Raw genomic sequence first — 13937 nt, 5'->3', positions numbered from 1 at the left:
CTCCAATCGCGGCCAATGACGCCGCCTTTCTCCAGCAGTCTTGCCATCGCTCGCGCGCGGCGCGTTGATGCAGGTCAAATTGAATCGGCAAAAGCAAGTCGAGGCCCGGCATGGCCGGGCCTCGTCGCTTGAACGGCTGAGGGCCGAGAATAGGCCCCGCTCCTATTCTCCGCCGCCAAGCGAATGGACATAGACGGCCAGTTCCTTGACCGTCGTCTCGCCGAGACGACCGACCCAGGCAGGCATCACCCCGTTCTTCGGAGCTCGCACCTGAGAAGCAATCGCGGCTTCGCCGGAACCGTGGAGCCAGATCGCATCCGTCAGATCGGGTGCACCGAGGTCCCTGTTGCCCTTCGCGTTGTCGCCATGGCAGACCGCGCAATTGTCCGCGAAAACCTTGGCGCCGGGCTCGATCAGGCTCTTGTCCCGCACCGGCCCTGAAAGGCTGGCCACAAAAGCGCTGACCTGAGCGATCTGATCCGGCTTGAGCATGTCGGCAAAGACAGGCATCTCCGACTGGCGAGTATCCGCGTCCGGGGCGAAACGAATGCCGTGCGTGATCGTCTGCTGGATCTGCTCCGCCTTGCCACCCCAGAGCCAATCGTCATCGTTGAGGTTCGGAAAGTCTGTCGACCCTTGCGCGCCGGAGCCATGGCACTGCACGCAGTTGACCTTGAATGCCGCGCCGCCGGCCGCGACGGCGAACTCGCGCAAAGTGTCGTCAGCAGCAATTTCCGAAACGGTTTTGGACTGTATCGCCGCGACATATTTGGCCTTGGCGGCCTCGGCCGCGGCCATTTCGTTCTTGACGTCGTTGCGGCTGGAAAAGCCCAGGGCGCCCTTGGTGGCGGAACTCAGCATCGGCCAGGCGGGGTAGGCAATGGTGTAGGCGAGTGCCCAGGCGATGGTGATGTAGAAGGTTATCACCCACCAGCGTGGCAAGGGATTGTTGAGTTCCTTGATGCCGTCCCACTCATGGCCGGTCGTCGTCACGCCGGAGATTTCGTCGACATGCTCGCTGCTCATGATCAATCGTCCTTGAGAGGTATCTGTGCGGCGTGGTCGGCATGCGCCTTGCCCCCGGGGCGAAGCGCAAAAGCGATGCAGCCTACAAAGAACAGGGCCATCGCAAGCAAGCCCCAACTGTCGGCGAACTCCCGCATCAAATTGTATTCCATCGGTCTGTGCTCCTCAGCGGTAGCCGGCGGCTTCGTCGTAGTTCTTGAAATCGACCAGGGTGCCGAGCATCTGGAGGTAAGCCACCAGGGCGTCCATCTCGGTGACCTGTTGCGGGTTGCCGTCGAAGTCGCCGACCTTGGCCTTCGGGTATCTCTTCTCCAGGCCTGACGTGTCGGCATTGGGATCGGCCTGCGCCATCAGATCCGCATTGGCATTGGCGATCATGTCATCGGAGTAGGGGACACCGACACGCCGGTTGGCGACGAGATGCGTCGAGAAGTCCTTCACCTCGATCGGCGTGTCCTTCAGGAACGCGTAGCTCGGCATGATCGACTCGGGCACGACGGATCGCGGGTCGGTAAGGTGCTGGACGTGCCAGCTGTTGGAGTAGCGGTCGCCGACGCGAGCGAGATCCGGCCCCGTTCGCTTGGATCCCCACTGGAACGGGTGATCGTACATCGACTCGGCCGCCAGGCTGTAGTGGCCGTAGCGTTCCACCTCGTCCCGGAACGGCCTGATCATCTGGCTGTGGCAGAGATAGCATCCCTCGCGCACATAGATATTTCGGCCGGCGAGCTCGAGCGGCGAGTAGGGCCGCATGCCCTCGACCTTCTCGATCGTATTGTCGAGATAGAAGAGCGGCGCGATCTCGACGATACCGCCGACGGTCACCACCAGCAGGGATCCGACAAGAAGCAGCGTGGCGTTCTTCTCGATCAGCGCGTGTCTATCTATCAAGCCCATGTCTGGCTCCTTATTCGGCAGGCTGGAGGGCGGGGGCGGTACCTGGCAAAGGCTGCTCTTTGCGCTGGTAGCCACGAATGGTCATGGTGATATTCCAGGCCATGATCAGCATGCCGGTGAGGTACATGGCGCCGCCCGCCGCACGCATGAGATAATAGGGATGCATGGCGGCGACGGTCTCGGCGAAGGAGTAGACGAGGAACCCCTGCTCGTCGTACTCGCGCCACATGAGTCCCTGCATGATGCCCGAGACCCACATCACCGCGGCGTAGACGACGATGCCGAGCGTGGCCAGCCAGAAGTGCCAGGTGACAAGCCGCAGCGAATAGAGCCGCTCACGATTCCAGAGCTTCGGCACCATGTAGTAGATCGCGCCGAACGTGATCATGCCGACCCAGCCGAGCGCGCCCGAATGGACATGGCCGATGGTCCAGTCGGTGTAGTGCGAGAGCGAGTTGACGGTCTTGATCGACATCATCGGACCTTCGAAGGTCGACATGCCATAGAAGGCGACGGCCGTAACCATCATGCGGATGATCGGATCGGTGCGGATCTTGTCCCAAGCGCCCGACAGCGTCATCAGGCCGTTGATCATGCCGCCCCATGACGGCATCCACAGCATGATCGAGAACACCATGCCGAGCGTCTGCGCCCAGTCGGGCAGGGCGGTGTAATGGAGGTGATGGGGCCCGGCCCAGATGTAGAGGAAGATCAGCGCCCAGAAGTGGATGATCGACAGGCGGTATGAGTAGACGGGCCGGTTCGCCTGCTTCGGGACGAAATAATACATCATGCCGAGGAAGCCGGCCGTCAGGAAGAAGCCGACCGCGTTGTGGCCGTACCACCACTGCGTAAGCGCGTCCTGGACGCCGGAGAAGGCCGAATAGCTTTTCGATCCCAGGAATGATGCCGGCATCGACAGATTGTTGACGACGTGGAGCATCGCAATGGTGACGATGAAGGAGAGGTAGAACCAGTTGGCGACGTAGATATGCGGTTCCTTGCGCTTCAGGATCGTGCCGAGGAAGAGCAGGAGATAGGCGACCCAGACGATGGTCAGCCAGATGTCGACATACCATTCCGGCTCGGCATATTCGCGGCTTTCGGTGATGCCCAGCAGATAGCCGGTCGCGGCCATGACGATGAAGAGCTGATACCCCCAGAAGACGAACCAGGCGAGATTGCCGCCGAACAGCCGCGCCCGGCAGGTGCGCTGGACGACGTAAAGCGAGGTGCAAATCAGCGCGTTGCCGCCGAAGGCAAAGACGACGCCGGAGGTGTGGAGCGGCCGCAGCCGTCCGAAATTGAACCAAGGCTGGATGTTGAGGTCGGGGTAGGCGAGCTGCAGCGCGATGATCACGCCGACCAACATGCCAACGACGCCCCAGAACACCGTTGCGATGGCCCCGTAGCGGATCGGACCGTCCATGTAGGCGGAGGGGTCGATCGGCGCCGCGGGCTTGAAATCCGAATTGCGCAGCAAGATCGCGGTAAAGCCAGCCACTGCGAAGAACAAAACCCACATGTGCTGGCGAAAAGGCTCATCCGCGCCGAAGCCGGCGGCCACAAGGGCAGCAAAAGCAAACAGGCCTAAAAGGACGATCTCCGTGCCAAATTTCATCGCAAGTCCCCGATCTCGTCTCGAAAGTTCCGGCGGAAATGCCCGCTCGCGGCACCATTTCGGGATTTTCCGTTCCCGGGCCTTGATTCAAGTCAAACGCGACGCGCTTTTGTTTTGGGGAAGGTTGCCGCGACCGCTGGAGCGCAGCTTTGGCAGTGATGTGAACAGGCAGCGGCGCCGATGAAACGACCCGCAGGGCCGAAGTCGGCGACTCTGGAGGGTCAAAGCCAGACGACGGTTCGATAGCAGGTCAGTCGCCGCAGCGTTCCTCGAGCAGAGCGATGCTTGCGAGGCTGATGTGTCGCTTGTTTACGATCCGGATCGCCCCATCCACTCGCAGCCTGGAGAATTCCCGACTTACCGTCTCGATCGTCAGCCCAAGGAAATCGGCGATTTCCCCGCGTGTCAGCGGCAGATCGAAGCTGATAGGGTCTGCTGGAGATCTGGAGGGGCCGATGTGTCCGGCGAACATAAGAAGGAAGCTTGCGACTTTCTCGGAGGCGGTCTTGCGCCCCAGTGCCGCCATCCAGTCGCGCGCTTCGTCGAGTTCGTTCAGCGCGCGCCTCAGCAGCAGGCGTCCAAGTTCCGGCACCTCGTTGGTCATTTGATCGACGATCGCTCTTGGAAACGAGCATAGCGCCATATTCGTCAAGGCCTCGGCTTTGATCGGCCTTTTCGCCTCGAACGGCCTGCCGAGAAAATCGGGCGCGAAATGGAAACCGACGATCTGCTGACGACCATCCGAAAGATTTCTCGTGAGCTTGACCACCCCGGACAATAGGTTCGAGTAGGTTCCGTCGCCGGGCAGGTCCGTCCCGGCCAAGATCTCGTGCCTGGAGGAGGCTTTGGCCAAATCGGCAAGTTGGCGGTTGTTGAACGCACCGCATAATCCGGCCCGCCGCGCTTCGCAGGAGTTGCAAATTGCGGGAACCTCAGCCTGTTGAGCATCCTGTATGCCGGCCATTGTGACGCCCGTGGTCAAATAGAGCGGCAATTTGCGCCGGTTTTGGCTTGAGGTGCCTTGATCTAAATCAAGGTTTTGGCGGTGCCGTTCAGGTAGCTTGACCGTCATGACCGCTCCTGTCGCTATCATCCAGCCCCCGCACTCAATTCCAGCCCAGGGCCTGGGCGACAACGTACCTCGATACACGAGCTATCCGACGGCGCCGCACTTTCATCCGGGCGTTGACGCGGTAACGGTTCGCGGGTGGATGAATGCGCTTGAAGGCGATGACGAGATATCGCTCTATCTGCACATCCCCTATTGCGACCGGCTGTGCTGGTTCTGCGCCTGCCATACCAAGCAGACGCGTCACTATGCGCCGGTGGCTTCCTTCCTGCGCTCGCTCCACAAGGAAATCGAGACCATTGGTGGTCTCCTAAACGGCAGGGGCAAGGTCCGGGCCGTCCATTTCGGCGGCGGATCGCCGACGATGCTGAAGCCCGATGACATAATCATGCTGGGAAGGGCGTTGCGGGAACGGTTCGACTTCCTTGCCGATGCCAGCATCAGCGTCGAGATCGATCCGAACGACATGGACGAGGGCCGGCTCGACGCCTTCGCGGCCATCGGCATGACGCGAGCGAGCCTTGGTGTCCAGGACTTCGATCCCAAGGTGCAGAAGGCGATCAACCGCGAGCAGAGTTTCGCGCTGACCAAAGGCATTGTCGATGCGGTGCGTGCACGGGGCGTTCGCTCCGTCAACCTTGACCTGCTTTATGGGCTCCCGCATCAGACCCGCGAGAGCGTTGCGGCGACCGTCGCTCAAGCGCTGACGCTGACGCCAGACCGGCTGGCGTTGTTCGGTTACGCCCATGTGCCATGGTTCAAGAAGCACCAGACCATGATCGATGAAGCCTGGCTGCCCGATTCCGCGGCACGTCTGGCGCAGTCGCAGCTTGCCGCGCGACTGATTGTCGACGCAGGCTATGAGGCCTTGGGGCTGGATCATTTTGCAAAGCCGCAGGATACGCTGGCGGTTGCCGCGCGGGCGGGCAAGATCCGCCGCAATTTCCAAGGCTACACCGAGGACCAATGCGAGACATTGATCGGCCTCGGTCCGTCCTCGATCAGCCGGTTCCGCCAGGGTCACGCACAAAACATCGTTGCCACCGGCGAGTACGAAAAGGCTGTGGATTCCGGACGCCTGGCGATAGCGCGGGGGATCGAGTTCAGCCTCGATGATTTGGCGCGAGGTTGGGTCATCGAGCGCCTGATGTGCAACTTCGCCTTCTCGGCGACAGAACTTGTCGAACGCTTTGGAGCGATGGGGCAGACGGTGCTGTGCGAAGCGAGCCGGTTGGCTATCGGCGGCGCCGGCCAATTCCTTCGGCTCGATGGCGAAGACTTCGTCGTGCCTGAGGAAAGCCGTCCGTTCGTCAGGACGGTGGCGGCCAAGTTTGACAAATATCTCGACAATGGAACCGGCAGGCATTCGCTAGCGGTTTGAGCGAGTCCTTGTTCGTGCATGTCGTTTTCCCAAACCGCTGCGCACTTTTAGGCGACATGCATTGGGCCGCGGATCAGAAGTGCTCGCCGATCTTAAAGGGGCCGACACGGGTGCCGGCCGCGATCAGATAGGCAGTCGACCAGCCGATCAGCAGAAAGCCGTTGATGCCTTCCAGGGCCGCCAGGATGCGCCAGCCATGGGCGGGCACCACATCTCCGTAGCCAACCGTCGAAAAGGTGATGGTCGAAAAGTAGAGCGCCGTCTCGAAATCGTTCAGGATTCCGAGCAGTCGATACAGGCCGGCCCAAAGCCAGACTTCCGCCGTCATGACCGCGAAAAGTCCCATCACCACGCTGATCATGGCGACGACACGGCTACGCCGACCGTGCATGCGGAACAGCGCCACAAGATGCGCCATCATGCGCGTAATCGCGATAAGGCCGAACGTATGGATCAGGACCGTCAGGCTGATGACGATCGTGCCGACGAAAAGATTAAGGATCATCCTGGGAAACTACAGACCCCGACTGCTGCAGTCCTTGCGTAGAATCAAGCGGCGCCGGTGGTGTTTGGCAGGGCAGCGGCGGAGCCGGGGCGAAAGAACATGGCGAGCTTCAGGCTCGCTGCTATCCGCTCCGCCCGTTCGACAAACACCGCCGCGATTTCGGGCGCGAACAGCTCGGCCGCGGTTTCGCGAAAGAGAGTCAGCCAGATATCGAAGTCGGCTTCGGTGACATCCTTGAGCTTCAGGTGAGCGGGCACCGGCCGGCCATTATAGTCGCCGTTCTTCAGGATGACGGAGCACCAGAAGTCCGTCATCTTCTCCAGATGAGGCTCCCAATCGCCGACAATCCCGACGGCGAAGATAGGCCCGAGCCGCTCATCCTTTCTTACCCTGGAATAGAAGTTGCGAACCAGCGCTCCTATCGATGTCCGATCGACGCCGGAGCGAAGCAGAGGCTGTTCGGCGGCGGGGCGCACCCTGTCGAGAAAGATCGGCTTTGAAGTCATTCAGGTTCCTCGTTTCTCGAGTGTTCAGGTCAATCCCCTGCGGTGAATGGCGACCCGCGAAGGCGCGGCGGCGATGGATAACGCGAGGCCCAGATGTCTGGCAGTGTGCCGGCCGCATAGTCGCGCCGTTGCCGTCGCGGATGACGTTCGAACATGCAGGGTCGGCGGAAGCCCCCCACAACATGCACTTCCTCAAGAGAGATTCTTGCTGCGCGCATTGAGCCGCGGCCGCGTCAGCATGCCGCCGAACAGGACTGCATAGCCGATGAAGGCCGCGGCCCAGAACGCCGCCGACAGATCGAGGAGAATTGCCATGGCAGGCGCCAAGCCGGCGGCCACGCGCAGGATGGCGGCAACAATGATGGCGACGAAAACCGCGCATGTGCCGGCGCTTGCCCTTAATTCGCGGCCTGTATGGCCAAGGGTGGCGCGGGCCATGACGGCAAGCGTCATGCAGGCGATCGCTCCCACCGCAAAGGCATGAATGCCGGCCACCGCGGGGATCCTTCCCGGGGCGAGGACGCTCAAGCCGGCGAGCAGAAGCCCGACCGGCACAAAGGCGAAGGCGACATGCAGGATCAGAACCAAAGGGTCGGGCAGCGTCCGGTAGCCTGCCCAGCGGGCAAGCCGGACGGCGTTGAAGATCGCCGCGGCGAGCAGCAACACGCCGGTTGCGATGGCGTCGGGAAAAAACGTCCACGCGGCGAGGGCAAGAGCCGAGAGCGCGATCGTCCCGACATCGAACCTGCCGAACGACGCCGGGAGCCGGCCCGGCTTCTCGCGAACCAGCCAATTGCGGGTGAAGCTCGGAACGATCCGCCCGCCGATAATCATGACGAGGACGACAACCGCTCCAAGACCGAGGCGCCGGCTCATGTCGGAGATGCCCTGGTAATGCGCCTCGACATGAAACATGACATTTGCCGCAAAAAGGGTCGCGACCGGCAGCAGCACCTTGAGGTTCCGCCAGTTTCGCCCGGCAACGATCTCCGTCGCGGCTGCGGCCACCACCGCGAGAAGAAACGAGCAGTCTATGACGGCGCTCAAGAGCCAGCCCGTTTCCGCCGAAAAGAACACCGCCGCCCGGCCCGCAATCCAGATCAGCACGAGTGCCAGCAGGCGAAAATCCTGAACGGGAAGCCGCCCGGTCCAATTCGGAATTGCGGTCAGCAGGAAGCCCGTCACGACTGCCGGCAGATAGCCGAAGAGCAATTCGTGCACATGCCAGTCCACGGGCAGGAAGGTGCTGAAGGTCTCGAGCTTGCCGTAGTAAAGAGGCAACCAAAAGAGTATAGCGGTGCCTGCCTGCAGCGAGCCGAGCAGAAAGAAGGGCCGGAACCCGTAGGAGAAAACTGCCGGATAGACGCTTGGCCGTGTCCGTGGAATTGCCATGGCATGCCTCATCGGAGACCAGGCGAGGTGCCTGTCTGAGCCCATCTCTATCCCGGCCCCGAAGGATGGAATTTGCGTTAGATCAAACAGGCGAGTGAATGGCCGACGGCAGCGACGGGAGGCTTCCCTTGTCGACGGGCTGCCGTCCGTGACAAAGTCCGGTAAGAGAGGCCCGGTCAGAGGGCCCTTGAGCGCGTTATACTGTTGAAACCGGGAGAAAAAGCCAGTTGGCAAGCCTTGATCGATCACTGATTGCCGGGCTGTCCGTCTTCGAGGGGATCGCTGCCGCCGATCTCGATCGCATAGTCGGACAGGCAAGGTCTGTGCGGATCGCCAGGGGGCAACCGGTGTTCGAGCAGGAGCAGGAGGCCCGTTCGTTCTTCCTGCTGCTTGACGGCCATGTGCGCGTGGTGAAATCGACCCCGACCGGGCACGAGGTGACCGTGCGATACATAGGCCCCGGCGAGCTGATGGGGATCGCAAGCGCGCTGGGCCGGACGACCTATCCGGCAAATGCAATCGCCGCCGTCGATTGCGTGGCCCTTGCCTGGCCAAGCCAGCTGTGGCCCACATTCGCGACGAGCTTCCCGAGCTTCAGCGCCAATACTTACAGGATGGTGGGAAGCAGGCTGCAGGATGCCCACACGCGCGTTATCGAGATGTCGACCGAGCAGGTGGAGCAGCGCGTCGCGCATGCCTTGCTGAAGCTGATCAAGCAGTCGGGGAAAAAGACCGAGGAAGGGATCTTGATCGATTTCCCGATTTCGCGCCAGGACATCGCGGAGATGACGGGCACGACGCTTCACACGGTAAGCCGGCTGCTTTCAGCCTGGGAAGACCAGGGGCTGGTGAAAAGCGGGCGCCAAAGGGTTGTCGTGATCGAGCCTCATCGGCTCGTCGTGGTCTCCGAAGGGCGTGGATCGAAAAGCTAATCCACGTCGCCGCTTTCGATCGCTGCCTCGAGATCGCGGCGAAGTTGGTCCTCGTCCAAATCATGCTCGCGCGCGGCTTCGGAAACGGTGTGAAAGGGAGCGATCGGACAGCCGACGCACAGCATTCCGTGCTGGAGAACGACGCGGATCGTCGCCGGGGTCGCGCGCATGATCCCGTCCATCGTCGCATCGTCGTTCAATTTGCGCTTCATGCAGACATCCTGCCCGGGCTTGCCAGTGCCTTCGTTGCTCTGAAACAAAGAATGACACTGTCTTGCCTTGCTCGACGGACTGTAGCTTGATCGCGTTTGGTCCAAGGCGATTGCCGCCTTGGCCGGCATTGCGATGGATCAAAGCTCGATCGTTCTTCGCCGGATAGATCGATGACGAACGGTCTTGACACCGAGCCGTCGTGAACCAGTGGCAGCATCGACGCGTTGTGCTTCAGCCGGCGTCGGCTTGGAACCAGCGAAGGAATGAGAAATGACCGAGCGTCCCAGCACCAATCGCTTGTCCGCCCAGGAATTGCACGACATAGATGCCTATTGGCGTGCCGCCAACTATCTGACCATCGGGCAGATTTACCTGCTCGATAATCCGCTGCTTCGCGAGCCGCTTCGGCTGGAGCACGTCAAGCCGCGGCTGCTCGGCCATTGGGGAACCTCGCCGGGCCTCAGTTTCATCTATGCGCATTTGAACCGAGTAATCCGGCAACGCGACGCCAACGTAATCTATGTCTGCGGTCCCGGCCATGGCGGGCCGGCGATGGTGGCGAACACCTATCTAGAGGGCACCTACAGCGAGACCAACCCGGACATCGCCCTGGGCGAGGCCGGAATGAAGAAGCTCTTCCGCCAGTTCTCGTTTCCGGGCGGCATCCCAAGCCATGCGGCGCCCGACGTGCCCGGCTCGATCCATGAAGGCGGCGAACTGGGCTACGCGCTCTCGCATGCCTATGGCGCGGCCTTCGACAACCCGGATCTTGTCGTCGCCTGCGTGGTCGGCGACGGCGAGGCGGAAACCGGGCCGCTCGCCACCTCCTGGCACTCCAACAAGTTCCTCAACCCTGCGCTTGACGGCGCGGTGCTGCCGATCCTCCACCTCAACGGCTACAAGATCGCCAATCCCACCATTCTCGCCCGCATCCCCGAGGAAGAGCTGCGCGCGCTGTTCGTCGGCTACGGCTACGAGCCGCTGTTCGTGGAGGGCGACGATCCGGCCGTGATGCATGAGCGGATGGCGGTCGTGCTCGACGACGCGCTCGACCGCATCAAGGCTATTCAGGACGCGGCTCGCAGCGGCGTAAAGACCGCGCAGTCGCGGCCGAAATGGCCGATGATCGTGCTGCGAAGCCCGAAGGGCTGGACCGGTCCCAAGGTGGTCGACGGACTGAAGACCGAAGGGTTCTGGCGCGCCCACCAGGTTCCGCTTTCCGGCCTCGCCGAAAACCCCGCGCATCTGAGGATGCTCGAGGAGTGGATGAGAAGCTACCGGCCCGAGGAGCTTTTCGATGCCGCCGGCGCGCCTGTGGCCGCGATCCGCGCCACCGCGCCACAAGGTGAAAGGCGCATGAGCGCCAACCCGCATGCCAATGGCGGCCTGCTGCGCCGGTCACTCGACCTGCCGAGCCTGGCCAAGCACGCAATCGCAATGGTCCGACCGGGCGAGGTGAAGGCCGAGTCGACACGGACGATGGGCGCCTATCTGCGCGATGTAATGGCGCTTAATCAGGGTGCCCGGAACTTTCGCATCGTCGGTCCGGACGAGACCGCGTCAAACCGGCTGCAGGACGTCTTCGAGGTCACGGAGCGCGCCTGGATGGAGAAGATACTGCCCGAGGATGTCCATCTTGGCCGAGAGGGCAGGGTCCTGGAGATTCTGTCCGAGCATACCTGTCAGGGCTGGCTGGAAGGTTACCTGCTCACCGGGCGCCACGGCTTCTTCTCTTGCTACGAGGCCTTCACGCATATCGTCGATTCCATGTTCAACCAGCATGCGAAATGGCTGGATGCCTGCCGCAAGCTTGCCTGGCGGCGGCCGATCGCCTCGCTGAACTATCTGTTGTCCAGCCATGTCTGGCAGCAGGAGCACAACGGCTTCAGCCACCAGGATCCAGGCTTCATCGACGTGGCGTTGAACAAGAAGGCAGATGTCGTGCGCGTCTACCTGCCGGCGGACGCCAACAGCCTGCTTTGCGTGACCGACCATGTGCTGCAGACCTGGAACCGCATCAACGTCATCGTCGCGGGGAAAGCCAATTCCTGGCAATGGCTGTCAATCGAGGAAGCGGTCGTCCACTGCAATGCCGGCATCGGCATATGGGACTGGGCATCGACCGACCGGGGCGACGAGCCGGATGTGGTGATGGCCTGCGCCGGCGACGTGCCGACGCTCGAGACTCTGGCCGCCGTCCAGATCCTGAAGCATCATATTCCCGAGCTCAAGATTCGCTTGGTCAACATCGTCGACCTGATGACCCTGCAGCCAAAGGAACACCATCCGCACGGCCTGTCGGATCGCGAGTTCGACGCTTTGTTCACCAGGGACAAGCCGGTCATCTTCGCCTATCACGGCTATCCATGGACCATCCATCGCCTGACTTACCGGCGGACCAATCACGACAACATCCACGTGCGCGGCTACAATGAGGAAGGGACCACGACGACGCCGTTCGATATGACTGTGCTGAATGGGCTCGACCGCTATCATCTGGTGCTCGGCGTGCTTGACCGCATTCCCGAGCCGGCCGGCGCGCATATCCAGCTGAAGCAGGCCATGGAAGGCAAGCTGATCGAGCATCGGGCCTATATCCGCGAGCACGGGCAGGACATGCCCGAGATCCTCGGCTGGAAATGGGAGCAATAGCCGATGCCGAAGCGCCAGGCTGACGGGATACGACCCGCACAAATGGCCGGAGCCAGTCGACCATGACAGATGTCATTCTTGTCCTCAATGGCGGCTCATCGAGCCTGAAGTTCGCCGCCTTTCACGGACGCGACGAGCTACATCTTTTGGTGCGTGGCAGCGTCTCGTCGATCGGCGAGCGGCCCAGCCTTCACGTCGCGCCCACGGCAACGACGCCGCCGTTCGACAGGAGCCTCGGCGAACAAGCGATCTCTGTCGGCAAGGCATTCGAAGCCGTTGCGTCCTATCTGACGGACCGAGGCCTGTTGCCCCGGGTGCGCAGGGTCGGGCACCGGATCGTCCATGGCGGCCGGGAGTTTGCCCGCGCGACGCTGCTCGATGAACTCACGCTCGATGCCTTGCGCAAGCTCGAGCCGCTCGCTCCGATTCATCAGGCGATCAACCTGGAGCTCGTCGACCTGGCCCACCGTCTTTTGCCAGGCGCCGTTCAGGTCGGCTGTTTCGATACAGCCTTTCACGCGACGCAGCCCGAGCTCGCAAGACTCTATGGTCTGCCGCATGAAATGTCGGAGCAAGGCATCGTGTCCTACGGTTTCCACGGGCTCTCCTACAGCCATATCGCCAGCGAGCTCCGCAACCGATATGGCGCCGGCGCGGGTGGCAAGACGATCGTGGCCCACCTTGGCAGCGGCGCGAGCCTTTGCGCGATGAAGGCGGGCGCAAGCCACGCCACCACCATGGGTTTCTCGACGCTTGACGGCCTTGTCATGAGCACGCGTTGCGGGGCGATCGATCCCGGCGTCCTCCTTCATCTCCTGCAAGATCGAAAGCTGTCGTCCGATGAACTGACAGACCTGCTCTACGAGCGGTCCGGGCTGCTGGGCGTATCCGGCATCTCCGGCGACATGCAGACCCTGCTTGCATCGCAAGACCCGGCGGCCAAGCGCGCTGTCGATCTCTTCGTCTATCGTGTCGGGCGTGAGATCGGATCGCTTGCCGCGGCGATAGGCGGGCTCGACACGCTCGTGTTCACCGCAGGCATCGGCGAGCATGCGCCCGTGATCCGACAGAGGGTCTGCGAAACCGCGGGATGGCTGGGCGTTGCGCTCGACAAGGAGCTGAACGCGAACAGCGACGAATTGGTCAGCACAGGGGATTCTCCCGTCGACGTTCTTGTCATTGCGGCGGACGAAGAGCGTGCGGTGGCTGCGGAGCTGCTCGATTTCGAGGCGGGTTGATTACGACAGCCGCCAGTTGGCGGGAGGCCCCTTACATGCCGGAGTTGTCGATTGAGGCAGGTGGTCGATCCCTCAGGGGTGTAGCCATTCTTCCGCCCGCTTCAAGATCTGGTGGCGGGCGCCCTGCAGCGTTTTACCATTTCACGGAAACGGCGAAACGTTCTATCCCTTTGTTTCTACGCAATTCCGGGCGGAAGGCTACGGCGAAGTCGCCGAACCTGACCGCTCACACCTTTCCTGGAATTGCTCTAAAGGCCGAAAGGCAAAGCGGCATCTAACCCGCCAACTTGGTGCCGAGCTTCCGCTGGACCAGGACGAGCGTCGGATCGTCAGAATCCGTCGTCACAGTGAAGCCCATCTCGCGCTCAAGCTCGATCGCCGCGCGGTTTTCGCGGCTCTCGATCGACTCGATCGTCTCGATGTCATGGTCGTCGGCATAGCGCGCGATATAGCCGAGAAACTCCCAGCCGACGCCGAGATGCTTGCGGTCCTCGCGAATGCAGAT

At 61.9% G+C, this 13937-nt stretch carries 13 protein-coding genes and 1 pseudogene; 4 read left to right on the top strand and 10 right to left on the bottom strand.

The annotated features are described in order from the left end of the window. Window positions 1-162 precede the first annotated feature (162 nt). From ccoP to EOD07_RS05480, 5 genes are all read right to left on the bottom strand, one after another. Window positions 163-1026 (bottom strand): cytochrome-c oxidase, cbb3-type subunit III, encoded by an 864-nt coding sequence (gene ccoP / locus EOD07_RS05500; protein ID WP_127234270.1) that lies wholly within the window; start codon window positions 1024-1026, stop codon window positions 163-165. A 2-nt stretch (window positions 1027-1028) separates the two neighbouring features. Further along, complete coding sequence (locus tag EOD07_RS05495) at window positions 1029-1178, bottom strand: CcoQ/FixQ family Cbb3-type cytochrome c oxidase assembly chaperone (RefSeq protein ID WP_041005791.1); 150 nt, start codon at window positions 1176-1178, stop codon at window positions 1029-1031. A gap of 13 nt (window positions 1179-1191) precedes the next feature. Continuing rightward, window positions 1192-1923, bottom strand: a complete 732-nt coding sequence (gene ccoO / locus EOD07_RS05490; RefSeq protein WP_073986305.1) for a cytochrome-c oxidase, cbb3-type subunit II — start codon at window positions 1921-1923, stop codon at window positions 1192-1194. Between the two features lie 10 nt (window positions 1924-1933). Further along, complete coding sequence (gene ccoN, locus EOD07_RS05485; RefSeq protein WP_127234269.1) at window positions 1934-3544, bottom strand: cytochrome-c oxidase, cbb3-type subunit I; 1611 nt, start codon at window positions 3542-3544, stop codon at window positions 1934-1936. A gap of 250 nt (window positions 3545-3794) precedes the next feature. Further along, window positions 3795-4508, bottom strand: coding sequence for a Crp/Fnr family transcriptional regulator (locus EOD07_RS05480; RefSeq protein ID WP_127234272.1), 714 nt, complete (start codon window positions 4506-4508; stop codon window positions 3795-3797). A gap of 106 nt (window positions 4509-4614) precedes the next feature. On the opposite strand from EOD07_RS05480, the gene hemN reads away from it, so the two are divergent. Next, entirely contained in the window at window positions 4615-5994 is a 1380-nt protein-coding gene (gene hemN / locus EOD07_RS05475; RefSeq protein ID WP_127234268.1) for an oxygen-independent coproporphyrinogen III oxidase, read from the top strand. Window positions 5995-6067: 73 nt separating this feature from the next. Here the strand turns inward: hemN and EOD07_RS05470 are convergent, their stop codons facing one another. The 3 genes from EOD07_RS05470 to EOD07_RS05460 all read right to left on the bottom strand — a co-directional run bounded on the left by EOD07_RS05470 (window position 6068) and on the right by EOD07_RS05460 (window position 8397). After that, the gene (locus EOD07_RS05470; RefSeq protein ID WP_127234267.1) at window positions 6068-6499 is read right to left on the bottom strand and encodes a potassium channel family protein; all 432 of its coding nucleotides are present in this window, start codon (window positions 6497-6499) and stop codon (window positions 6068-6070) included. Between the two features lie 44 nt (window positions 6500-6543). Beyond that, a complete protein-coding gene (locus tag EOD07_RS05465; protein ID WP_127234266.1) occupies window positions 6544-7005 on the bottom strand; it encodes a group III truncated hemoglobin in 462 nt (153 codons plus the stop codon). 192 nt (window positions 7006-7197) lie between these two features. Beyond that, window positions 7198-8397 carry an NnrS family protein gene (locus tag EOD07_RS05460; protein ID WP_127234271.1) on the bottom strand — a complete coding sequence of 400 codons (1200 nt, stop codon included), beginning with the start codon at window positions 8395-8397 and terminating at the stop codon, window positions 7198-7200. A gap of 227 nt (window positions 8398-8624) precedes the next feature. On the opposite strand from EOD07_RS05460, the gene EOD07_RS05455 reads away from it, so the two are divergent. Continuing rightward, entirely contained in the window at window positions 8625-9329 is a 705-nt protein-coding gene (locus EOD07_RS05455) for a Crp/Fnr family transcriptional regulator (RefSeq protein WP_127234265.1), read from the top strand. Here the strand turns inward: EOD07_RS05455 and EOD07_RS05450 are convergent. After that, window positions 9326-9541 carry a DUF1858 domain-containing protein gene (locus tag EOD07_RS05450; RefSeq protein WP_041006150.1) on the bottom strand — a complete coding sequence of 72 codons (216 nt, stop codon included), beginning with the start codon at window positions 9539-9541 and terminating at the stop codon, window positions 9326-9328. The genes EOD07_RS05455 and EOD07_RS05450 overlap by 4 nt on opposite strands. A gap of 271 nt (window positions 9542-9812) precedes the next feature. Here EOD07_RS05450 and EOD07_RS05445 point away from each other — a divergent pair, with 271 nt between their 5' ends. Continuing rightward, window positions 9813-12194, top strand: coding sequence for a phosphoketolase family protein (locus EOD07_RS05445; RefSeq protein ID WP_127234264.1), 2382 nt, complete (start codon window positions 9813-9815; stop codon window positions 12192-12194). A 62-nt stretch (window positions 12195-12256) separates the two neighbouring features. Further along, window positions 12257-13432, top strand: a complete 1176-nt coding sequence (locus tag EOD07_RS05440; protein WP_127234263.1) for an acetate/propionate family kinase — start codon at window positions 12257-12259, stop codon at window positions 13430-13432. Window positions 13433-13706: 274 nt separating this feature from the next. Here EOD07_RS05440 and EOD07_RS05435 read toward each other — a convergent pair. Continuing rightward, a pseudogene (locus EOD07_RS05435) lies at window positions 13707-13937 on the bottom strand (GNAT family N-acetyltransferase); the annotation flags it as partial.

The organism is Mesorhizobium sp. M2C.T.Ca.TU.002.02.1.1 (assembly GCF_003997225.1).
This window is presented reverse-complemented; position numbering and strand designations above follow the sequence as displayed.

Coding starts and splice junctions, on each gene's coding strand:
- EOD07_RS05440 (WP_127234263.1), top strand. CDS start 12,257: ATGACAGATGTCATTCTTGTCCTCAATGGCGGCTCATCGAGCCTGAAG.
- EOD07_RS05450 (WP_041006150.1), bottom strand. CDS start 9,541: ATGAAGCGCAAATTGAACGACGATGCGACGATGGACGGGATCATGCGC.
- EOD07_RS05460 (WP_127234271.1), bottom strand. CDS start 8,397: ATGGCAATTCCACGGACACGGCCAAGCGTCTATCCGGCAGTTTTCTCC.
- ccoN (WP_127234269.1), bottom strand. CDS start 3,544: ATGAAATTTGGCACGGAGATCGTCCTTTTAGGCCTGTTTGCTTTTGCT.
- EOD07_RS05445 (WP_127234264.1), top strand. CDS start 9,813: ATGACCGAGCGTCCCAGCACCAATCGCTTGTCCGCCCAGGAATTGCAC.
- hemN (WP_127234268.1), top strand. CDS start 4,615: ATGACCGCTCCTGTCGCTATCATCCAGCCCCCGCACTCAATTCCAGCC.
- EOD07_RS05470 (WP_127234267.1), bottom strand. CDS start 6,499: ATGATCCTTAATCTTTTCGTCGGCACGATCGTCATCAGCCTGACGGTC.
- EOD07_RS05480 (WP_127234272.1), bottom strand. CDS start 4,508: ATGGCCGGCATACAGGATGCTCAACAGGCTGAGGTTCCCGCAATTTGC.
- ccoO (WP_073986305.1), bottom strand. CDS start 1,923: ATGGGCTTGATAGATAGACACGCGCTGATCGAGAAGAACGCCACGCTG.
- EOD07_RS05495 (WP_041005791.1), bottom strand. CDS start 1,178: ATGGAATACAATTTGATGCGGGAGTTCGCCGACAGTTGGGGCTTGCTT.
- EOD07_RS05465 (WP_127234266.1), bottom strand. CDS start 7,005: ATGACTTCAAAGCCGATCTTTCTCGACAGGGTGCGCCCCGCCGCCGAA.
- ccoP (WP_127234270.1), bottom strand. CDS start 1,026: ATGAGCAGCGAGCATGTCGACGAAATCTCCGGCGTGACGACGACCGGC.